This is a genomic window from Bernardetia aquimarina, from assembly GCF_042180575.1.
GTDB lineage: Bacteria > Bacteroidota > Bacteroidia > Cytophagales > Bernardetiaceae > Bernardetia.
This window is the reverse complement of record NZ_CP170094.1, coordinates 5,071,626-5,093,912: the sequence shown is the minus strand read 5'-3', so window position 1 is coordinate 5,093,912 and position 22,287 is coordinate 5,071,626. Positions and strand designations below refer to the sequence as shown.

General features: G+C 31.0%; 20 protein-coding genes. 5 read left to right on the top strand and 15 right to left on the bottom strand.

What is annotated here, in order from left to right; all coding sequences use genetic code 11:
- The first annotated feature begins 33 nt into the window (after positions 1–33).
- Positions 34–1,155: a transposase gene (locus tag ACE193_RS21970; RefSeq protein ID WP_375559008.1), complete on the top strand. Its 1,122-nt coding sequence runs from the start codon at positions 34–36 to the stop codon at positions 1,153–1,155.
- Here the strand turns inward: ACE193_RS21970 and ACE193_RS21965 are convergent.
- Positions 1,152–1,463 carry a transposase gene (locus ACE193_RS21965; RefSeq protein WP_375560339.1) on the bottom strand — a complete coding sequence of 104 codons (312 nt, stop codon included), beginning with the start codon at positions 1,461–1,463 and terminating at the stop codon, positions 1,152–1,154. The genes ACE193_RS21970 and ACE193_RS21965 overlap by 4 nt on opposite strands.
- 175 nt (positions 1,464–1,638) lie before the next feature.
- Between ACE193_RS21965 and ACE193_RS21960 the strand changes: the two genes are divergently transcribed.
- Both ACE193_RS21960 and ACE193_RS21955 read left to right on the top strand, forming a co-directional pair.
- Complete coding sequence (locus ACE193_RS21960) at positions 1,639–2,169, top strand: hypothetical protein (protein WP_375560338.1); 531 nt, start codon at positions 1,639–1,641, stop codon at positions 2,167–2,169.
- 332 nt (positions 2,170–2,501) lie between these two features.
- The gene (locus ACE193_RS21955; RefSeq protein ID WP_375560337.1) at positions 2,502–3,269 is read left to right on the top strand and encodes a 3-hydroxybutyrate dehydrogenase; all 768 of its coding nucleotides are present in this window, start codon (positions 2,502–2,504) and stop codon (positions 3,267–3,269) included.
- Between the two features lie 291 nt (positions 3,270–3,560).
- Here the strand turns inward: ACE193_RS21955 and ACE193_RS21950 are convergent, their stop codons facing one another.
- The 5 genes from ACE193_RS21950 to ACE193_RS21930 all read right to left on the bottom strand — a co-directional run bounded on the left by ACE193_RS21950 (position 3,561) and on the right by ACE193_RS21930 (position 9,203).
- Positions 3,561–3,878 (bottom strand): hypothetical protein, encoded by a 318-nt coding sequence (locus tag ACE193_RS21950; protein ID WP_375560336.1) that lies wholly within the window; start codon positions 3,876–3,878, stop codon positions 3,561–3,563.
- Between the two features lie 25 nt (positions 3,879–3,903).
- A complete protein-coding gene (locus ACE193_RS21945; protein WP_375560335.1) occupies positions 3,904–4,320 on the bottom strand; it encodes a hypothetical protein in 417 nt (138 codons plus the stop codon).
- Between the two features lie 149 nt (positions 4,321–4,469).
- Positions 4,470–6,935: a thiamine pyrophosphate-dependent enzyme gene (locus ACE193_RS21940; RefSeq protein WP_375560334.1), complete on the bottom strand. Its 2,466-nt coding sequence runs from the start codon at positions 6,933–6,935 to the stop codon at positions 4,470–4,472.
- Positions 6,936–7,232: 297 nt separating this feature from the next.
- Positions 7,233–7,721 (bottom strand): hypothetical protein, encoded by a 489-nt coding sequence (locus tag ACE193_RS21935; protein ID WP_375560333.1) that lies wholly within the window; start codon positions 7,719–7,721, stop codon positions 7,233–7,235.
- A gap of 174 nt (positions 7,722–7,895) precedes the next feature.
- A complete protein-coding gene (locus ACE193_RS21930; protein WP_375560332.1) occupies positions 7,896–9,203 on the bottom strand; it encodes a chorismate-binding protein in 1,308 nt (435 codons plus the stop codon).
- Between the two features lie 531 nt (positions 9,204–9,734).
- On the opposite strand from ACE193_RS21930, the gene ACE193_RS21925 reads away from it, so the two are divergent.
- A complete protein-coding gene (locus ACE193_RS21925) occupies positions 9,735–10,820 on the top strand; it encodes a branched-chain amino acid aminotransferase (RefSeq protein WP_375560331.1) in 1,086 nt (361 codons plus the stop codon).
- A 110-nt stretch (positions 10,821–10,930) separates the two neighbouring features.
- The gene (locus ACE193_RS21920; protein WP_375560330.1) at positions 10,931–12,148 is read left to right on the top strand and encodes an MFS transporter; all 1,218 of its coding nucleotides are present in this window, start codon (positions 10,931–10,933) and stop codon (positions 12,146–12,148) included.
- Between the two features lie 68 nt (positions 12,149–12,216).
- Here the strand turns inward: ACE193_RS21920 and ACE193_RS21915 are convergent, their stop codons facing one another.
- The 9 genes from ACE193_RS21915 to ACE193_RS21875 form a co-directional block, all read right to left on the bottom strand.
- Positions 12,217–13,584 (bottom strand): dihydrolipoamide acetyltransferase family protein, encoded by a 1,368-nt coding sequence (locus ACE193_RS21915; protein ID WP_375560329.1) that lies wholly within the window; start codon positions 13,582–13,584, stop codon positions 12,217–12,219.
- Positions 13,585–13,849: 265 nt separating this feature from the next.
- The gene (locus ACE193_RS21910; protein WP_375560328.1) at positions 13,850–15,958 is read right to left on the bottom strand and encodes a P-loop NTPase fold protein; all 2,109 of its coding nucleotides are present in this window, start codon (positions 15,956–15,958) and stop codon (positions 13,850–13,852) included.
- A gap of 113 nt (positions 15,959–16,071) precedes the next feature.
- Entirely contained in the window at positions 16,072–16,524 is a 453-nt protein-coding gene (locus ACE193_RS21905; protein WP_375560327.1) for a DUF2147 domain-containing protein, read from the bottom strand.
- A 245-nt stretch (positions 16,525–16,769) separates the two neighbouring features.
- Complete coding sequence (locus ACE193_RS21900) at positions 16,770–17,372, bottom strand: anthranilate synthase component II (RefSeq protein ID WP_375560326.1); 603 nt, start codon at positions 17,370–17,372, stop codon at positions 16,770–16,772.
- Positions 17,373–17,530: 158 nt separating this feature from the next.
- Positions 17,531–18,232, bottom strand: coding sequence for a lipoyl(octanoyl) transferase LipB (lipB, locus tag ACE193_RS21895; RefSeq protein ID WP_375560325.1), 702 nt, complete (start codon positions 18,230–18,232; stop codon positions 17,531–17,533).
- Between the two features lie 63 nt (positions 18,233–18,295).
- Positions 18,296–19,303: a bifunctional phosphoglucose/phosphomannose isomerase gene (locus ACE193_RS21890; RefSeq protein WP_375560324.1), complete on the bottom strand. Its 1,008-nt coding sequence runs from the start codon at positions 19,301–19,303 to the stop codon at positions 18,296–18,298.
- Between the two features lie 163 nt (positions 19,304–19,466).
- Entirely contained in the window at positions 19,467–20,552 is a 1,086-nt protein-coding gene (locus tag ACE193_RS21885; RefSeq protein ID WP_375560323.1) for a glycosyltransferase family 9 protein, read from the bottom strand.
- 31 nt (positions 20,553–20,583) lie between these two features.
- Entirely contained in the window at positions 20,584–20,868 is a 285-nt protein-coding gene (locus ACE193_RS21880; RefSeq protein ID WP_375560322.1) for a hypothetical protein, read from the bottom strand.
- A 265-nt stretch (positions 20,869–21,133) separates the two neighbouring features.
- The gene (locus tag ACE193_RS21875; RefSeq protein WP_375560321.1) at positions 21,134–22,243 is read right to left on the bottom strand and encodes a DegT/DnrJ/EryC1/StrS family aminotransferase; all 1,110 of its coding nucleotides are present in this window, start codon (positions 22,241–22,243) and stop codon (positions 21,134–21,136) included.
- Positions 22,244–22,287 lie beyond the last annotated feature (44 nt).

The window sequence follows — 22,287 nt, the reverse complement described above, 5'->3', positions numbered from 1 at the left end:
CAAAAAAAGGACAGAAAGAGTTAATTTAGAAGTGTGAAAACCAAAAAACTCTATTCCGTCCTGCTGAACAAATATACAAAGGAATTTTCAGATATTCCTATCCATTATGTTCACGCTACTTTGTTGCTTATTAGCTGTATTCTGATAAAAGAAACTGTTAATCTAAACAAATTAAAAAATCAAGTAGGTATTTTTTTAAATTCTCCTACTGTTCAAATTGATTCTCATTATAAACGGCTTACTCGTTATTTTTTGGATGTCTATGTTCAAAAAACACTATGGAAGCTGATTCTAGTTTTTAGTATAGGCTCTTTTTTGAATAGAAAAGACATAAAAAAAGAAATTTTCTATCTAGCTATGGATGGTAGTGTTTGGCAATTAGGGGAATATACCTATCATGTTTTGGTCTTAAGTGTTATTTATAGAAAAATGGCTATTCCTATTTTTTGGATCAATTTAGAACGAAAAGGTAGTTCTACTGTTGCTCATCGTAAAAGTTTATTAGCATCGGCTTTATTGTTATATCCTTTTTTAAAAAGATTTACAATTTTAGCTGATAGAGAGTATAAAGGTAGAGTTTGGTTTAGGTATTTAGAAGAACAAGGATATACTTACATTATTCGTCTTTGTAAGGGAGATTATCAATTAGAAGTTAAAAAATACCACAGCTTACTTAAAAAAGCTAAATCAGGCAAACTAGTAAGCCAAGAATTTGAAACTGACTTTGCAAAAAAACTAAAAATAGTGATTTCTTATAATGCTCAAGCAGCAAAAGAAAGTGAAAAGTTTGTCATTTTATTAACCAACAAATATCGTTTAACAAAGGAGAAAATTAGTGCTATCTATTATCTCAGATGGAAAATAGAGTGTTTATTTAGACATTTGAAAACAAATGGATTTCATTTAGAGGAGTTAGGAATGGTAAACCCAAGAAAAATTCGTGTTCTAATGGCATTAGTAATTGCATCTTTTTTACTCTGTATCTTAGAAGGAGTAAAAACAAAACAAAGAGTAAAAAAAGACAATGAATCCTTTTACGAGTCTGTTTTTAGAATCGGATATGGAAAAGTAGTATTTTATGCTACTTCTATAGACAAAATATTAAAAATAATAACCCAATTAGTGCAAAAATCTAAAACTCAAAATACAACCTAAATTAACACATGTCCAGTACTGTATGGATTTCTACCTTGTGCTATACGTTCCCTTCTAACAAGCTTATCTAACAGCTTTTTATACCAACCTGTCTGCTGCCACTTACTGAAATAATCATACAAGCTACTCCAAGGAACACCATAACTACTAGGAAGCAAACGCCAACTGCTACCTGAACGAGTAAGATAGAATAGACCAGAAAATAAATTATACAAACTGTGTTTGCGTTTTCTTTTCAAATACGAAGAAGGTATAAATTTTTTCATATATTGCCAAAGAGCATCAGATAAATATTCATTAGTAAACATAGAAATTGATATTTTAATTAGTAACTGAAAATCAATTACTTAACTAATAAAAAAATCTGATGTTCTTTTTTTTTAAACTAAACTCGAACAGGCTCTAAAACAACTTATTCCATTTTTTAGAGAATGGGGTTTTGAATATATAGATACATATAGCCAGTTCCGAAAAACTGATAAAATGGGTTTCAAAAACGTCATTTTATCCATTTCACAATATGATGATGAGATTTGGATTGAGGTAACTTTAGGAGTCAGAAAAGATGAAGTAGAACGAATCACACAACCCTTTTTATCGAATCTTAGTGATTTTCAAAATCAAACAACTACTATTTCAGTTTCTGTGGGTAAATTAAATCAAAACCCCTATTTTAGATATAAAGCTGAAAATGAAGAAGACTTAGAAGTTTGTGCTGAAGAACTCATAAAATTTATGACAGATGAAGGAATGACTTTTTTGGAAATGAAAAGCTCATATCAAGAATTAGATTTAACCTTTAATAGAATTCCTAAACGTCCAATTTTATATATTTATAATCAGCATCATCGTTTTTTTAAAGGAATTGTTTTAGCCAAGATTACTAACAATCCAAGATATGAAGAGTTAGTAGAGCTTTATTACCGTTCTTTAGTTATTCAAAAGACAAACGAAACTATTCAATCAAATTTTAAACGTTTGGTTGATTTTTTAGTTAATTATTCCGTAAATTGATTGGTTAGATTTGTCGTTGGTAAGGACACCAACAACGGCAAAATATAATAAATTTACCAGAATTTTATTTTTTCATTGTCGGTGTCTCCACCATAGCCGTAAGGCTATTGAGAAATTTTGCCCTCTGCTCCGTTAGGAGTTTCATATTGGTAGATAAAAATAGAAAAGTTAAAAATCATTTACTCCGTAGGAGTTGTATATTGGTCGCATTTTGTATTAAAATTCTTGAAATCTACCAATATGTAGTTCCTAACGGAACAGAAAGACAAATATTTTTTTAACCTTACGGCTATGGTGTCTCCACCGACGACTTACTCATAACAACATTTTTTATGGCAACAGTACTCATTACAGGAAGCACAAGTGGAATCGGTTTAGGTATTGCACAGCATTTTGCAAAAGCAGGATACAATGTAGTTTTTAATGGATTGGAAGACAACGGCGCAGAAATAGCAGCCAATGTAGCAAAAGAACATGGCGTTCAGACGATGTTTTCTGATGCAAATATGCTTTATCCAGAGCAAATCAATCAAATGATAGACGAGGCAAAACAAAAATTCGGAACTATTGATGTTTTGATAAATAATGCAGGTATTCAGTTTGTTTCGCCTATTGACGAGTTTCCTGCTGCCAAATGGAATGCTATTATTGGCATCAATTTGAGTTCAGCTTTTCATACTTCACAAGCTGTTTGGGCAGATATGAAAAAACAAAAATTTGGTAGAATTATCAATATTGCTTCTGCACATGGACTTCGTGCATCTGAATTCAAATCAGCCTATGTAGCTGCCAAACACGGAATTGTCGGACTTACAAAAGTATTAGGTTTGGAAGGTGCGCCTTATAATATTACTGCAAATGCCATCTGTCCAGGGTATGTCAAAACGCCTTTGGTAGAAAAACAGATTGCAGACCAAGCCAAAACACATGGAATGAGTGAGGATGACATAGTAGAAAAAGTAATGCTCAAAAAACAGGCTGTAAAAGATTTTGTTTCGATTGATGCACTTGCAGGAATGGCTTTATTTTTAGCTTCAAAAGAAGCCAGTACATTTACAGGAACAGCTATTCCGATTGACGGAGGTTGGACTGCTCAGTAAAGTTATACTTATTTTATTTTTGTTCCTCAACGATGGCTAAAGCTTCGTTGATGGTTCAAAGATAAAGAAAACTAATCATCGTTTAGTTAAAATGTAGGGCAAACGCACGAAATTTTATTTTTTAAGAATTGGTTCAAGCGAGGACGCTTAAACCAGTTTTTGTCTAATTCAAGCGTCCTCGCTTGAATTTTAAAACTAAAAAAATAGGTCAAAAAGAGTGTAAAATCATACATTTTATTTTCGTGCGTTTGCCCTAGTTAAAATGAGAATGCACTTAAAAAAAGCATCAGTTTATGCATCATTTATGGCATAATCTAAAAGTCTAATTGCAACTTCTTTATCTGTTATATTTTTTGAAAATTCTGAAACAGCATCTGTAAAATAGTATATATCAAGTAAGTTATGATGAATAATACCATTTGATAAATATTCTATTTTTCCTTCTGTCTTTTCTATTTCAAAAAAAGATAATTCATTATTCAACTCAAAAGGTTTTTGCATATATATTTCTATAACTTCTGAATTACTATCTAAATTATTTTTTTGACAAAAATCTTCAAGAGAATTATTTTTTTCTCTAAACAAACGAACTAAGTCAATAATATTCATAAATAAGATAATTTAAAATAAAACCTTAAGCATTCATGTTTTTCCACTCCAAAAAACGCATATCTAATACTTTAGCTACTTTTTCATAATTTCCCCACGTATCTTCGACTAGATACATACAATCATGTTGTGGAAAAATTTTTCTATAATCTTCAATATATTTTCCAGTCGCATAATAGGCATCAGCAAATTTTTTGGCTTTTGGATTGAGCATTTCATCAGAAATTACACCATCCCAAAGTTCACTAAAAATCCCACAGGAAATAGAATGTTGATGCAAATGTCTAATTTGTAGTCCTGCTTCATCTTCAAAATCTTCACTAGCAAGGTCATTTTGGGCTATCCAACTCAAAAACATGCCAATGTGTGTATGTGCATGAATAAGGGAAAGCTCCATAAATTCTTCTTTGTCTTGGTGGTCGTTGGCTTTATCGTATAGCATTTTTTTTGTTGAAGTTTATAAGTAGTAAAAAAAGTAATAGGCTATAAAGTTTATGAGTGTATGCTTTGCTAACAGAAAAAGTGAGTATGAAATCATTAAATGATAACATACTCACTTTTTTTATACAAAAATCAATCTAAAAAATAATCTTAATATAATTCAGGGAACTGCTCAGGGTTAAATTCATGCATTAAATTATAAGCTGCTTCTGTAATGTCTTCTGGATTGGGCTTAGAAAAATAATCTCCATCAGTTGCATACGCAGTACGGTGGTCTCTTGCTGAAATACAAACTGGCTTAGAATCTAAGAAACGATACGCATTTTGCTCGTCCAATACTTTCTGCATCATATAAGCAGTCCCTCCACCAGATACATCTTCATCTGCAAAAATAACACGATTGGTCTTTTTGATAGATTCCAAGATAGCATGATGACGGTCAAAAGGAAGTAACGTCTGAACATCAATAACTTCAATATTTACACCTAACTTTTCTAACTGCTCGGCTGATTCCATTACAATTCTACACATAGAACCATACGTAACTACTGTAACATCAGTACCTTCTCTCAAAATCTCTGGAACTCCTAAAGGAACAGTAAATTCTCCTACATTATCAGGTGTTATTTCCTTCAAACGGTAACCATTCAGACATTCAATAATAAGTGCTGGGTCGTCAGATTTGAGCATCGTATTGTAAAAACCTGCTGCTTGTGTCATATTACGAGGAACTAAAACATAAATTCCACGCAATGCACCCAAGATAGTTCCGATAGGCGAACCTGCGTGCCAAACACCTTCTAAACGATGTCCACGAGTACGAATAATCAATGGTGCTTTTTGTCCAGCTTTTGTACGGTAACGCAAACAAGCCAAATCATCAGATAAAATTTGCAAGCCATAAAGCAAGTAATCTAAATACTGAATTTCTGCAATCGGACGTAGTCCACGCATTGCCATTCCAATTCCTTGTCCCATTATAGTAGCTTCACGAATTCCTGTATCTGTAATTCTGCTTTCTCCAAACTGCTCTTGCAAACCTGCAAAGGCTTGATTTACATCGCCAATTCGTCCTACATCTTCTCCAAAAGCAACCACTAAAGGATTATTTTCAAAAGCATTAATAAAACACGACTGTAAAACTTCTCTACCATCAACTACTGGACTCTCATCGTTGTATGTTGGCTTTATTTCTTCTACTTTTAAAGCTGAAAGCTCAGTTTCAGAATGCAAATGAGAATTATAACGGTCGTAATTTTCTTCTTTTGTTCTGTCTAAAAATAATTTTAAATCTATACGAATCGGATTTTCTAATTCATTTTTCAATATTCTCAAAGCTGCTTTTACGGCTTTGATTGTATCCAAACGCATGGCATTGAGCGTAGTTTTTAATGTAGAATGAATTTCTAATAATTCATTTTTGACAGCATTATTTGAAGATTGATTTGCGCCTTTTTCTAATAAATTTAATGCTTCATCTTGGTCTGCTTTCATAGCTCCATTGAAAGCTTTCCAAGCATAATTTCTTGCATCTCTAGCTCTAACAAATGATGTTTTTTCTATTTCATCTAATTCCTCTTCTGTTGCAATTCCTTCTGAAAGAATCCATTTACGCATTTGTACCAAACAATCAAATTCTTTTTCAAACTCTAAACGCTCTTTTGGTTTATAACGAGTATGCGAACCCGAAGTAGAATGTCCTTGTGGCTGTGTAACTTCTTCTACATGAACCAGAACTGGTTGATGTTCGGTACGACAAAGATTTGCTGCTTTTGCATATACTCTACACAATTCTGCATAATCCCACGCTTTTACTTTAATAATTTCGTAACCTTTGTTATTTTCATCTCTTTGAAAACCTGCCAAAACATCCGAAATACTTTCTTTTGTAGTTTGATATTTTTTAGGAACAGAAATTCCATATCCATCATCCCAAACCGACATCAAAACAGGAACTTGCAAAACACCCATCGCATTAATTGCTTCCCAAAAAAGTCCTTCCGAAGTAGAAGCATCTCCTATTGTTCCAAAAGCAATTTCATTTCCGTTTTTAGAGAAGTTTGTATATTCTGATAAAATATCGGCATTTTGACGGTATGTTTTTGAAGCTAAAGCCAAACCTACCAAACGAGGCATTTGTCCTGCTGTTGGAGAAATATCTGCACTAGAATTATATTGTTCTGTAAGATTTTTCCAATTTCCATTTTCATCTATCGAACGAGTAGCAAAGTGTCCATTCATCTGACGACCTGCTGAAGCTGGCTCTGCTTCTAGGTCTGTGTGAGCATAAAGTTGTGCAAAATACTGCTCTAAAGTAATCTCTTCTAATGCCAACATAAAGGTTTGGTCACGGTAATATCCCGAACGAAAATCTCCTTTTTGAAACGCTTTTGCCATTGCAATCTGTGGAACTTCTTTTCCATCTCCAAAAATTCCGAATTTGGCTTTTCCTGCAAAAACTTCCTTTCGTCCTAATAGACTGGCATTTCGACTTTCCCAACCAATACGATAATATTTTAATACTTCAGTAGGCTCAAAACTTGTATTTTGGTTTGTACTTGAATTTGAGTTTGTATTTTTTGGAGTTGATTCTTCTAGCGTTTCTTTTGTTTGCATAACTTTAGGTGGCTTATTTTTTATAAATTTTATATGTGTGTTTATTTTTACTAGTCATTTTATTTTTAACCGTCGTTAAGGTCTGAACCATCAACAAGGAATTTTTGACTTCTTACAAATTTAACAAACCAAACGCAGATTTGGAAATTTGAAAAAATACTAAAAATAAGGATTCATAACCCATTCATTTTGAATGATTTACATTTTACAGTAGCTTTTATACCCTCTTAATACTATTTTATTTGTTTTTGTTTTGGAGAATTTGGGAAATACAGAAGGATTTTTGAATTATAAAAACTAATCTTTTTTAAATAAATTTGGTTCTATGTTATCAATTTTATATTGAAGATTTATTTCCCACTCTTTTCCATGTCTTCTCGTAATTTCATTTTTTATTATCTCATTGTACATTTGCATTCCATCGTAAAAACAGCCATCCATTACACAACTTGTATAAAAGTCATAGTACAAAAAAGAATAATATAGTGTAAGAGAATCATAATCACCTCTCCCTCTTGAGCTATTATGTCCCATGATTCCTTGAGTATAAATAAATAAAGTATCACTTTTAATGATATTTTCTCTGATAAAATCTTTGATTTTAGGAAAATGAAGACTACTATCTTTACATTTTATAAATTCAAGTTCTAAAAGAAGATGGTCTAAATATAGTATTTCTTTATTATTTTGGAAAACAGAACGTCGCAATTTTTTAGCTTCATCATTTTGAGCAAAAGAACCAAAACTAATAAAAAGTAAAAGAAGAATTATTTGTAAAATTTTCATTATCGTTTTTATACTCACAATGCTTTGCATTTTTATAAATTGCACAATAATTTAAGATAGATAGAAGTTCCTTTTTTAGAATTTTCTTATGAAGAAAAAATGCTGTTATTAGCTTTTAATTTCACTTGTTACTATGGTAAAAAATAAAGCAGAATGAATTTCATTCTAATTCTCCTAACTCCCACTATCAAAAACTACACTTTCGATAGTCTGACATTTCATTTCAGTTTCTTGCCATTCTTTTTCGGTGTCCGAATCTGCCGTAATTCCACCTCCTGCATACAAAATAGCTTGATTTTCTAGTAATTGCATACAACGAAGCTGAACATATAAGCTACTTCCCTTCTTAAAATTAATTCCACCTAAATAACCTGCATAAAAACCTCTATCATAGCCTTCATTTTCTAAAATAAACTGTGTCGTTATTTCTTTTGGCATTCCACAAACTGCTGAGGTTGGGTGTAAAAGTTCTAGCATAACTGTTGCCAGTTGTGGAAAACGCTCTTTTATTGTATCTACTACAAACTCAGTTCTTAGATGCAAAAGGTTTGCTGCTCTGACTGTTTTTGGACCTATCTCTTCGTATTCTCTCAAACGAATTTTCTTAAAACAATTTATGACATAACGACTCACTAAAGCCTGTTCTTCGATTTCTTTTTGCCTCCAAAGTGCATTTTTGAGTTCTTTTACTTCTTTTCCAGACTGTGTTCCTGCGAGTGCCATCGTTCGGAAAATTCCATTTTTATCTTGACTTACCAAAAGCTCAGGTGTTGCACACATCCATGTTCCGACACGAGGAATCGAAACCAAAGAAACAAAAGCTGTTTTGTAAGTATGCTCTAATTTATGGTAGGCTTCTAAAGCATCAAAATCAGCATTCAAGTCAATAAATTTATTCCTAGAAATGACTACTTTTTGAAACTCCTCGTTTTGCATTGATTTTATTGCCTTATCAACTGCTTTTTTGTGAGTTTCTTGTGTAGTGGCTGTTGGAATGCTTTGAGGATAAAAATAAGGCGTTTTGCAGTCTTCTTGATTTTGTAATTCTTTTAGTTTTTCAAAAAACTGCTTTTTTGTTTGATTTAACTTTTCAAATTCCTTCCTGTTTTTGGAAGGAATATTTTCTACGACAAAATCATTTGACGAATCAAAGTATAGATGTGCTTCTAAAAAATAAGCCTTCGAATTACTTTTACTATTCTCCTTAGAAAATTCTTTTTCAAATTTATGCATCAAAAAACCTGCCCCCAAATCTTCTAAATCGGCTTCTACTAATCTAGTTTTTTGAGATAAATCAATGACTAACTGCAAATTATCAGTACTCGGTTCTCTCCACAACGAAACACCCAAGTTTTGAGCAATGGCAGCACACCACATTTTTTTGATAAACTCAAATGGATGTATGTCTATTTTATTTTTATCAAGATGTAAGTCTTCTTTGTTAGAATCTACTAATTCTGAAAGAGCTAAGTAATTTTTCACGACTGGTTGTATTTTTATAACCGTAAACGAGTTTAGAATCATCATTTAGGTTAGGGAATTTTAATCTATTTTCAAAACTTTCAAATTAAACTGAAAGTTACTATAATTAACGGACAAAATCAAAAGATGTTACAAATTTAAGGGTAAAATCAAAACCATTTTACTCATTTTCTAATTATGGAATACAAGAGTAAGATGGACAGACATAATTTGTGTATTTATAAAAATAAAAACTTTTTTATACTTCCATGCAAAAAATACCTGCTTTCAAAATTGCTCTAATTTTAGTATCTTGCTAAGAATAAAAGCAGTCTTTTGTTTTGCTTCAATTTTAGGCAAAAAATGACAATAGATTTCTATAACAAGATAAATTACCTCGTTTTACAGTTCTTTTTCAAAAAGATATAAAATTAAAAATTGTTAATTAAAAATTATCAAAATTTTATTCTGTTTCATTTCATTTTAGCTTAGAAATTTACTTTCTACATTCTCCTATTTCACTAAATAAAAATCACAAAAATTTACACAAATATGCTCTCTACCGACACAAATATTTATATTGATGTTCAGCCTACTCAAAATTCTCGTATAGATACTTTAGATGAGAATAACATTCCTTTTGGGCGTGTTTTTTCAGACCACATGTTTATTGCTGATTATAAAGATGGTGCTTGGACAGATTTTAAAATTGTGCCATATAGCAACCTTTCAATGAGTCCTGCAGCTTCTGTTCTTCATTATTCTCAAACAATTTTTGAAGGAATGAAGGCATTTTATAATACAAAAGATGAAGTAGTTCTTTTCCGTCCAGAAGAAAATTATGAGCGTTTGATGCGTTCGTGTGAGCGTATGTGTATTCCAAAAATGGATAAGGAAGTTTTTATGCAGGGACTAAAAAAACTTATTGATGTGGATAGAAAGTGGGTTCCCAAATCAGAAGGAAGTTCACTTTATATTCGTCCATTTATTTTTGCATCAGAAGGTTTTTTGGGAGTTCGTCCTGCCGAAGAGTACAAGTTTATCATCTTTACGTGTCCTGTGGCTGCATATTATACACAGCCTGTCCGTGTAAAAGTAGAAACTAAATTTGTTCGTGCAGCAAGTGGAGGAACAGGAAATGCCAAAACGGGAGGAAATTATGCAGCAGCTTTATATCCAGCCAAACTAGCACAAGAAGAAGGGTATCATCAGCTTATCTGGACAGATGCAAAAGAACACAAATACATTGAAGAGTCTGGAACGATGAATATTATGTTTGTCATTGATGATGGAGGTAAGGGAAAAATACTTACGCCACCCGTAGGAGATACTATTTTGAATGGAATTACTCGCAAAAGTTTGGTTCTCTTAGCAAAAGATTTGGGGTATGAAGTAGAAGAACGCCCTGTAACTGTTGCAGAGATAGAAGGAGCTATGAAAAATGGCAATCTCACAGAAGCCTTTGGAGTAGGAACAGCAGCCGTAATTTCTCAAATTGCAGCCATTGGAATAGAAGGAAAAGATTATGAATTACCAGCCGTAGAAACACGAAAAATCAGTAACCATATTTTGAAAGAATTAAAAGCTATTCGTTCGGCAGAAATTGAAGACCGTTTTGGTTGGATGGACAAAGTCTAGTTTTTAGTGATAAGTGATTAATGAGAAACGCATTGTGTTATGAATTAACCCAATGCGTTTTTTATATTTTTAAATTAACATTCGTTTTATCTCATTGTTTGAATAAATAAATGGAAAAAATTAAAATCCAAACTCATCCTAGAGAGACTTTTTTATACGCAACTTCTAGAATGTTAGAAAGAATTGCTTACTATGGTATTCGTGCAATTATCATTTTATACATGGTTAGTGAAAGTGTAAAAATGGATGAGTCAGAAGCATTTAATATTTATAGTTGGTTGGCTACTTCAGTTCTTTTTTCTCAGATTATTGGAGCATTACTTGGAGATTTATTGATAGGAAATAGAAAGTCAGTAATAATTGGTGGAGTTCTTCAAGCCTTAGGAGCATTTAGTTTTTGCATTCCTTCAACTATAGGGCTTTATATTGGATTGTTTTTAGTGGTTCTAGGTGGAGGGTTTTACACACCAAATATTATCTCAAATTTTGGAAAGTTATATCTAAATAAAACCAAACTATTAGATTCAGGATTCACTTTGCTTTATACAGCCGTTAATTTGGGAGCATTTGCAGGACCTCTATTGATTGGCTATTGTGGAGAGTATTTTGGTTGGAGCATTGGTTTTATAATTGCAGGAATCTTAATCTTGGTATCACTAATTCCAATTCTATTTATAAAGGGAAATAATCAAAGTAAAATATTAGCAAGTGACCTACCAATAAAACGACGATTTTTCACTATTTTAATCGCTTTTGTTTTTGTTGGTCTTTTTTGGGCTATTTATGAAATATCTAATTTTCGAATTTTTGATTTACAATCTAAACTAAGTGAAATTTCAACGTTGGGCATTCCCACAGATATGTGGTCATCATTAAATACTGTTTTTACTGTACCTTTCACCCTATTAGCAATCATTTTATGGAGTTATTTTTATAGTACTCAATTTTTCAAACTTATGATTGCTTTTATTTTTGGTACTATATCATTTGGAATTCTAGTTCTAATACCAGAAACTCCTAATGAGCAGCACATGATTTTGTACCTAGTCTCTTTATTCTTTATTAGTGTTGCAGAAATCCATATTATTCCCATAATTCATTCAATATTAACACAGTATGCAAATCCTAAATACCTAGCAATTCTAATAAGTTTAGCATTCATACCAACAAGGTTATTTTCGCTTATAGTAGGTCTATTTAATGAAGGACTACATGAAAGACCAGTAACTGCACTAATTATAGCTACGGTAGCAATGACCATTTTGAGTATAGGTTTAATTATATTTAATCTAATAAATAAAAAAGATGATACTGTAAACTTGGATTAAATCAAAAAAAGGCATTGAATTAAATTCAATGCCTTTTTAATTAATAATTTATCACTAAAAATTTATAATTAAATAGTAGTATTTACATCAAAGTTCTCTAAATAATCAGCTACTCTTCTCACAAATTTACCACCAAGTCCACCATCTACAACTCTATGGTCGTAAGAATGTGAAAGATACATCATGTGGCGAATTCCGATCATATCACCATGTTCTGTTTCTACAACAGCAGGTTTTTTGACAATCGCACCGACCGACATAATCGCAACTTGTGGCTGCATAATAATTGGCGTTCCGAGCATATTTCCGAAAGAACCAATATTTGAAAGTGTATATGTTCCACCAGACAAATCATCTGGAGAAAGTTTGTTATTTCTTGCTTTATCTACAAGTTCTGATACTTTTTTAGTGATTCCTAAAAGATTAAGTTCATTTGTATTTTTGATAACTGGAACAATCAAATTATCATTCGAAAGAGCCACAGCAATTCCTACATGAATCCCTTTTTTCATCAAAATTTTATCTCCATCTACCGAACAGTTGATTTTTGGATAATCTTGAATTGCCTTCGCAACAGCTTCTACAAAAAGAGGCGTAAAAGTAAGCGCAAGTCCATCACGTTCTTTAACTACTTTTTTCCATTTGTTTCTCCAATTTACAAGATTAGTAACATCAGCTTCAATAAATGAAGTTACGTGAGGAGAAATACGTTTTGAATCGACCATTCTTTGGGCAATCATTTTACGCATTCTGTCCATTTCTACCACCTCAATATCATTACTGTATGATTTTACAGGCTGTAATTGTTCTATTTTCTGATTTGATTGAGGAGTTGGTTCTGCTTTTCGTTCTTTTACTTCTACTTTAGGAGCAACAGCAGTTTGAGAACCGTTTCCATTATTATTTTTTCTACTTTCAAGGAAATTGAACATATCATTTTTGGTAACACGCCCTTCTAAGCCTGTTCCTTCGATAGTTTCTAACTCTGAAATAGATACATTTTCTTCTTTTGCAATAGACATCACTAAAGGAGAATAAAAACGAGTAGCCGTAGCAAGGTCATTTTGCTGATGAACATTTCCATTTACATAGCTGCTACCATTTGCTGATGCAGTTTCTAAAACAGGTTCTTTTTCTTCTACTTTTGTTTCTTGTACAGGTGCTTGAGAGCTTGGAGTGCTTCCACCTTCTGCACCGACTGTTTCTATAACGGCAATCGTTGCACCTACTTGTACTACATCGCCTTCTTGTGCCAATATTTCGACAAGTGTACCTGCGTGGGTAGCTGGTACTTCTGTATCTACTTTATCGGTCGCTACTTCCAAAACAGATTCGTCTTGTTCGATTGAATCTCCTACACTTTTGAGCCAAGTTAGGATTGTGCCTTCCATTACGCTTTCGCCCATTTTGGGCATTACCATTTCTATTTTAGCCATAGTGATATATATTTATGAGTTATTTTTTGTTAGGTCTAGTGTTTCTTTAGTTTTTGGGATAGTATTTATTTGAACAGAAAGCTAAAGCATTCGGTACAATTTTACTCACTCTAAAGAGTAAGCTACATTTTACAAATTTACCAAAAAAATAACATTTAAAAGACAGAAATCAAAATTAGAGAGAATATTAGGGATTTATTCCTTTTTGAATAACTAAATAACTGTGAATGAAGGGTTTTGTAGTGGAATGTTTTTATATAGTTAATTAATTATTCTTCACAACTTCTTTATCAAAATATTTTAAAGCCCTACACAAGTATTCTAAATTTAGTTTTCTAGTGATATTTAACTTCTTATTGCAATCTTTAGCCATTGGACAAATTACCCCACTAATAGAATTAATAATTTCTATTTCAGATTGATATAAATATTCTCTTATTCTTCCACTTGTATGATTTGATGAATCATTTTTTACAAAGTAAGAAGATAGAGCATAAATTAAATCTCCAAATTCTTTGGTACTCCTATTGCAAATTAATGCTCTTTTAATAAAATCGTCTAATTTGTTCTCTTCTTCAAGATAGATAAATAATCCTCTCTTCTTCTTTTCATAAAGCTCAATCAACTTATTAAAATCTATTTCTTGATTGATGTAGATATGCTCATATAGCTCCCTTCCTTCTTTATACTCTATCTTATAATTATATTCTTGATTCCAATTATTAAATATTTTAGCACATTCTTTTATTACATCTTTTCTTTCTTGAATACCTTCCATTTGAGCTTCATCGTACAAAAATGTGTAATCAATATAGTAATCAATTCTCTTATCAATATCCTGTTTACTCAAGCCTAACTTATAAGCATCTAATATATCTTCAACACTCATTGAAAACTCATCAGATGTAATAGCGTAATTAATTAATCTAAATGCTACCCGATTTATTTTTTTATAGTCATATAAACCTTCTTTTAAAGAGTTTAATGTGATATTTAAGTGATTTAAAAGGTTTTCATGTGAAATACCAAGTATAGATTTAATTGAATTGAAAGACTCATTAGCTCTTAATACTTCTGGTCGAACCTCTTCTTTCTCAAACCTTAATAAGTCATTTAATAAATTGTCCAAATTTATTGAGTAGCTATAAACAACATACTCCAAGATACCATTTAGAACACTATCATATGATATATTTTTATGTATTCTTGCTCTTATTTTTTGTTTGTAAATATCCTCTTCCGTTTTTTCTTTAACTATTTTATTTGTATCAAAATTAGAGGCAAAGTTTGAAAAATCTGGTTGTATTCCTCTTTCTTCTATAAAATCTGAAATATCTTTATGTGTAAAAGTTTCTTTCATGTGTTCTATAGAAAAACGAATCATCTGAGTTACTAGCTGTTCTATTACCTTTTGGCTTGTTGGAAATGAATTACTATCAACAGAAAGGATTTTCTTCTGTCTATTGTGCCTTACTACTTCTTCTAATATATCAAATAGGCTACTTAGAGTAGAGTTTATAACTCTAAAGTTACCATAGTTACCAAACTCTTGTTTTATTAATTCTTGCTTTTTCTTGATTATTTGCTTTCCATAAGATGAATCCACTAATCTACCATCTAATTCATTTATTATAAAATCTATCGCTTCACTTCCTTCTAGCTCATACTTTAATGATTTACCAATAACTTTTTCTTTAACTCTCTTATATAACTTCTTCTCGTCTTTAGAATCACCTATTTCTTTTTCGTTAGCAATGACTAGAACTTTGGTATTATTTTCTTCTTCTACATACTTACTAATCAATCCCCAAATCTGTGTTATTTTTAATGGGCATCTTTCTAAATCGTCAAAGCATATAAGAAAACTTTTAGTTTTAGAAAGTTCATTTGTTGTAGAGTCTATATTTTTCTTTGAAAGAAAATCAAAGTTACCTTTAAACCATCCTTTTTTCTTGTGTGCTTCAATGTTGTTCTTAATTTCTTTGAGGTCTTTATCCTCAACTCCTATGGATTTTGCTATTGCTTCAAAATCCAAATTCTGCTTAACAAGTTTTCCAATAGAAGTAGATAAAGAATTAATTAGTTTAAATTTTTGTAATGATATTCCCAACATTGAAGCTGTTTTAGTTTGAAAAATTTCTTTTTTTAACTCTTCAATATTTGACTTTCCATTTAGTGAAATATGGATAGGAATATATTTTCTAAATCCTTTATTTCTAATTACAATATCATTTTGTAAGATTTCATTTACTATATTTTGCTTCCAAAAATGTGTTTTTCCTGTTCCCCAATCTCCGTCAAGCATTAAAGCATAATCACTTTTTTCATCTTGTAAAAACTTTAGCACTAAAGTTTTGTATTCGCTTGTTTTCATCTTTTTTATTTAAAAATGTTATTCAATATTTTGTTATACAATTTAACAAAAAAATGGATAATCCATTCAACATGAATTATCCATTTTCGATTTTATTATCTAGCAAGGAATACTTATTTCACTCTAAACCAGTTTTGCGAACGTCCTACAAAAGAGAAACCGATATAACCTCTTACTTCTAATTTATCATCAGAAACAAGTTTGATTTCACAGCTATATTCTTTTCCATTATTTGGGTCATATATTTTTCCATCCTCCCATTCCTTGTCGCTGTCTTTTTCTAAGTTGTAAAGAATTTCCATTCCTACAAGTTTTTGTCCTTTACGTTTTCCATCACATTTTTCACATACTTTATCTTGACTTACACCATCTAAAAGCTCAACAATTTTACCATGAACTTTTCCATTTACTTCATATATTTCAATAATAGACTTTGCTTTTTTAGTTTCATCATCTATCGTTTTCCATTTTCCTAATACTTTAGCATTTGGACTGTCCTGTGGAACAAAAGCAGACAAAAGACCAATACAGAAAAGAAGAGCAAAAATTTTTGTAATACGAATCATGTTTTTTGAGTTTGAATAATTATAACAAAAAGAGAAATTAAATATATTGAAAGAATATAATCTTTAGAAAGAACTTCATTAAGAAATAATCTGTCTAAAATTAATCTAACTTTATTGGATTGGCAAAATTCGAACCAAGAAAATAAAGTAAAAAGTATGAGATATGAAATAAAAAGTAAATGCAAAATGCTAGAGTTAAAATAACAAGCAAAAAAGTGATAGTAAATAATTAGAAATTTCACTCCTTACCTCATACTTCTGACTTCCTGCTTTATTAAACTTATCCAATTTTCTAGCATTTGTAATCCATATTCTGTCAAAGCTGCTTCTGGGTGAAACTGGATTGCTTTTATAGGAAGTGTTATATGAGAAAATGCCATTAATTCGCCTTTTTGGGTATAAGCTGTGGGAATTAATACCTTGTTTTTACTTTGTTCTAAATCTATCAGCAAAGAATGATAACGCACTACTTGAATTTGGGAAGGCATATTCTGAAAAACTAAATCGGTCTGATTATTTATTTTGCAATCGATAGTAGAAATTTTGCCGTGCATTGGTTTTTCTGCATAAATCAAATTTGCCCCAAAATAAATTCCTAGTGCTTGATGTCCCAAACAAACTCCTAAAATCGGTAACTTTTTATGGTAATAATCAATCACTTGCATCATATTTCCAGCCTCTTGTGGTTTTCCAAATCCAGGGGAAAGAATAATTCCTGTAAAATTATATTGTTTTAATTGTTCTAAAGGCGTATCATTTCTAAAAACTTTGCATTCTACTCCCAAACGCTGTACGTAATCCCATAAATTGTAGGTAAAAGAATCAAAATTATCCAATAACAATATCAAGTGATTAGTGATTAGTGATTAGTGATTAGTGATTAGTGATTAGTAAAAATTCTATATTCAAATAAATTGTTTTATAATTTCATTAAAAAATGTATTCGTAATTTCTCTGTGAACTCTGTGTTAAAAAAATGCAATTCATAATTAGTAATTCGTAATTCTTACAAAATTTTCACATTAAATCTTTGTTCAAACTGCTGTTTTACTCGCTGTTCTACTTCCTTTATATCGATTTTTTTTCCTAGTTCTTTTTCTAAAGAAGTTACTCCTTTGTCTTTTATTCCACAAGGAATTATTAAATCAAAGTAAGACAAGTCTGTATTTACATTGAGTGCAAAACCGTGCATTGTTATCCATCTACTAGCACGAATTCCGATAGCACAAATTTTTCTTGGGGTTGAAGAATCTGGGTCTATCCAAACACCTGTAAGTCCTTCTACTCTTCCAGCATCTAAACCATAAGTTTGCATGGTTTGGATAATTACTTCTTCTAATTCTCTAAAATACCAATGTAAATCTTGTTTGAAGTTCATCAAATCCAAAATAGGATAACCGACAAGCTGTTCCAAACCGTGAAAAGTAACATCTCCACCTCTATTTATCTCAAAATATTCAATTCCTTTTTGATTTAATTCTTTTTCAGATAATAAAAGATTATCCAAAGAGCCAGCCTTTCCCATCGTAAAAACAGGGTTATGCTGACAAAAAAGAAGGTAATTAGGTGTAGAAATTTGGTTATCTGTTTCTTCTATTTGACGGTTTTGTTTTTTAACCTCAAAAATTCTATCAAAAACCTCTTGTTGATAATCCCATGCTTTTTGATACGAAAGTGTTCCTAAATGTTCGAATGATACAGTTTGCATTTTTTGATTTTTTACTCATATCTAAAAAAATGAAAGTACAAATTTCTTAGACTAAAGTATAGATTAGAGTTCTTGTAATGATGATTTTAGATAATTAATTACTTCTACTGGGAAAGGATCAACACTATTTTCTTCTGCTAGATAATAAGAAACCCAATCAGTAAGATAAATAAGATAAAATACCTGTTCTAAAAATGAATTTCCTTTTGCTGAAATATGAGTAATAGAATTCGTATGTTTATTAAAAATGTCTTCACAAATTTCCATTCTTCTACTTACTCTCTCATGGTCATAATCTGAATGAAAAAGCAAAATATGCGTTTTTGATAAAATTTCTTTTGGTAGATGCCAGCCCACTAATTCATTATGATTCATTTCTGGAAAAACAGCCACATGACAAAGTTGTTTTGCATTTTCATTGATTTGCTGTTGAAAACGAATCAACATTGGTTCTAGAATTGCGTCGGCATATAAAATTGGAAATTTGTTTTTTAAAGATATCGCTAATTGTTTAGCTTCTTTTTTTATTATTTCATTATTTGTATTCAAACTTGCAACTGTTTCTTTTATTTCCTTTTCAAAATCTATATCTATCAATTCATAATGATTTAAAAGTAATAATAAAGAAATGGCAGAATAAGGCAAATGTGCTCTCGGACAAGCAGCCAATGACTTTAATGGGACTAAATCAAATCCTTTTTGCATAGCAATTTCCTGTATTTTTCCTCCTGAAGTCAGACAGGCTATGTATGCACCTTTTCGTTGAGCTTCCTCTAAAGAAACTAATGTCTCTTCTGTATTTCCAGAAAAAGAAGAGGCAATCAAAAGTGTATTTTCATTGATATAACTTGGTAAATTATATGTTTTACAAACTTGATAAGGTACTTTGAGCAAACTGCGAGTAATGGTTTGCACTAAATTACCTCCAATTCCAGATCCTCCCAAACCTACTACTACTATATTAGATATTTTTCTATCTGTGCCTAAAAACGAAGCGAGAGACAATTTTTGAAAGTTAGAATATGCACCTTCTAACTGTTGAGAAAAACTAGAAATTAATTCATTCATCATAATTATATATTTTATTTTTTAGTCGTATTTTTTATTTTTAGGAATTTATCTTTACTTTTTTTTGATTCAAAGATAGTCTATCAAACTTAATTCAGAACAAAAACAAAAATGTAAAAATAAGAAATTTTCAGACTATAAATTTGATTATTTTTTATTAATTTGATTACGGAATCCAAAAATCAAAAATCATCTCATTCATACACTTAAAATGTCCTTTTGGACATGCTTTAAAGCCTATTTTTGAACATGGACGACAAGAAATTTTATTATTCTCAAAGACAACAAACTGTGTCTTGTAGGGATACATACCCAAAGCAGGCGTTGTGTTTCCCCAAATAGAATAAATTTTTTTCTTAAAAGCTGCTGCAATGTGCATCAAACCTGTATCGTGTGAAAAAACCACATTTGATTGTTTGAGCAGTGAGGCAGATTGTCCTAAAGTAAGTTTGCCACAGCCATCAAAAATACGTGTTTTTTTTCCTAATTTTTCAATAGCATCTTGTGATTCGAAGGTATCTCTATCTTTTTCAAAGAAATCAAAAATAGCTTGTCCATTTTCTATGTCTTCTTTTCCCCCTAACAAAACAATCGGTTTATTTATTTTATCACAAAGCTCAATCATTCGCTTTAAAGGTAGTTTTTTTGTATTGTGTGCTCCTCCAATCGCAAAAGCAATATAGCCTTTTTGATGAGTTTCGGGCAACCAATTTAATTCAAAGTGGTCTTCGTTTCCCAAAAAATAATCTAAACCTGTTGCTTCTTTATTTTCTTTGTTTCTTTTATTATTGTCATCACTTTGTTTTTCATCATTTTCTAAAGTAATTCCCAAAGGCTTCATCGTATCCATATATCTTTCGACGATATGACGATTGGGCATTTTATTTTTTTTGAGATTGACATAAATCCATTTTTCAAAATTTAGCTTTTCAAAGGTATATGATTTTGCATTTAGTCTAAATTTTATGATACTTGTTCTTAGGTTTTTATGCAAATCAATAATTATATCAAAATTTTCTTTTTTGAGTAGAGAAATAAAATCAGAAAGTGATTGGTCTTTTTGTAACAAGTGAATCTGGTCTAAATACGGATTATGCTTCAAAATCGTTTCAAAACTTGATTTTGTAGCATAATGCAACTCTAATTCTTCATTATGGACAGAAGAAAATTGCATTTTGAGAGAACGAATGACAGGTGTAGTCAAGACAATATCTCCAATGGAAGAAAAACGAAGAATGAGTATTTTTTTCAAGAAACCTTTTATTTTTAGTCTAAAATCAATTTTAATTTAACTTTTGACTGACTTGTTTTCTTGTCAATCCTACCTCATTTTTACCACACATTCCACAAAAAACTGCTTCATTTTCCATATTTCCACATTGATTGCAACCTCTAGGATTTTTCATTCTTGAATTAGAAACAACCATATAACTTATGAAAGGACTAAAAATGATTGATATAAAAAAAGATTTAAGAAAACCTATTTTTTTCTGAGAACCTAACTTACCTATTAGGAAAGCAAGTCCAATCCAAAAAGTGATAACGAGAAAGGGAATTAAACTATTCATTCTTTTATTAAACTTGATGAGTAATTAAACATTATCACGGTTAATTTAGTAATGTTCATTTTTCCATAGCGACAGGTTTGCAAACCCCTGTCGCTATGGAAAAATAAGACTGTTTTGTTTTTCTCTAACTAATTGATTATTAGACCTGTAAATAACCGTGATAATGTTTATTGCTAAAAATAGTTTTCTATGTTGCAAAGACCGCAGAAAAGTTTTCTACAAATTTAGGTATATTTTCTGACACTTATAAAGAGTATAAGCTATTTTAAAACTTATTCATTACTTCAATTACTCTCAAAATATTATTTTCTGTATGGCAATACGAAATAGGCAGACTAAGAATAGTTTGATGAATCTCTTTTGCTATTGGAAAATAAGTTTTATCTAAAATTCCTTCTAGTGCTTTTTGCTCTGCTGGTGGAACTGGATAATGAATTTCTGTACTAATTTCATTTTTGAGTAAATATTCTTTCAATTTATCTCTCTGTTGGTGTCTGATAGCAAAAATGTGATAGACATCGTGAAAATTTTCTTGCACAAGTGGCAGAATAAAATCTGATTTTAGATTTTCTAAATATAGCTTTGCTAATTTTCTTTTATGGTTGTTTATTTCGTCTAACTTTTGAAGTTTGATACGTAAAAAAACGGCTTGAAGCTCGTCTAAACGAGAATTAAAACCAATTCTTTCATTATAATATTTTTGTTTTGAACCGTAATTTCGTAGCGAACGAAATACTTCATTTAGTTCTGAATCGTTTGTCGTAATTGCACCTCCATCACCTAAAGCTCCCAAATTTTTGGTAGGATAAAAACTAAATCCATTTGCAATCCCAAAACTTCCTGCTTGTTGATTGTTAAAAGTTGCACCATGTGCCTGTGCTGCATCTTCTACAATCAACAAATTATGTTTTGTAGCAATTTCTTGTATTTTATCCATCTGACAAACTTTTCCGTACAGATGAACTACCATTATAACTTTGGTTTTCGGAGTTATTGCTTTTTCAATTTCTACTGGGTTAATATTGTACGTATTTAGTTCAGGTTCTACCAAAACAGGTTTAAAACCATTTTGAAGAATAGCTAAAATAGTAGCAATGTAGGTATTTGAAGGAACAATTATTTCTGTTTCCTTATTATTATTTTGAGCAAAATTATACTTTTCTGCTAGAGCTTTAAGGATAATAACAAGTGCATCCAGTCCATTTCCTACACCTATACAGTGTTTGGATTGAGAATAGTGAGCAAACTCTTTTTCAAATTCTTGTACTTCATTTCCTAAAATAAACCAGCCTTTTTCTAAAAACTGATTGAATTTTTGTTGGTATTCTTTGAAGAAAGATTGATTAGAGAAATGCAGATTTTCGTAGGGAATCATGAGCTAAAAAAATAAATTAGGGTAAAAAATATAAATTTTATGCT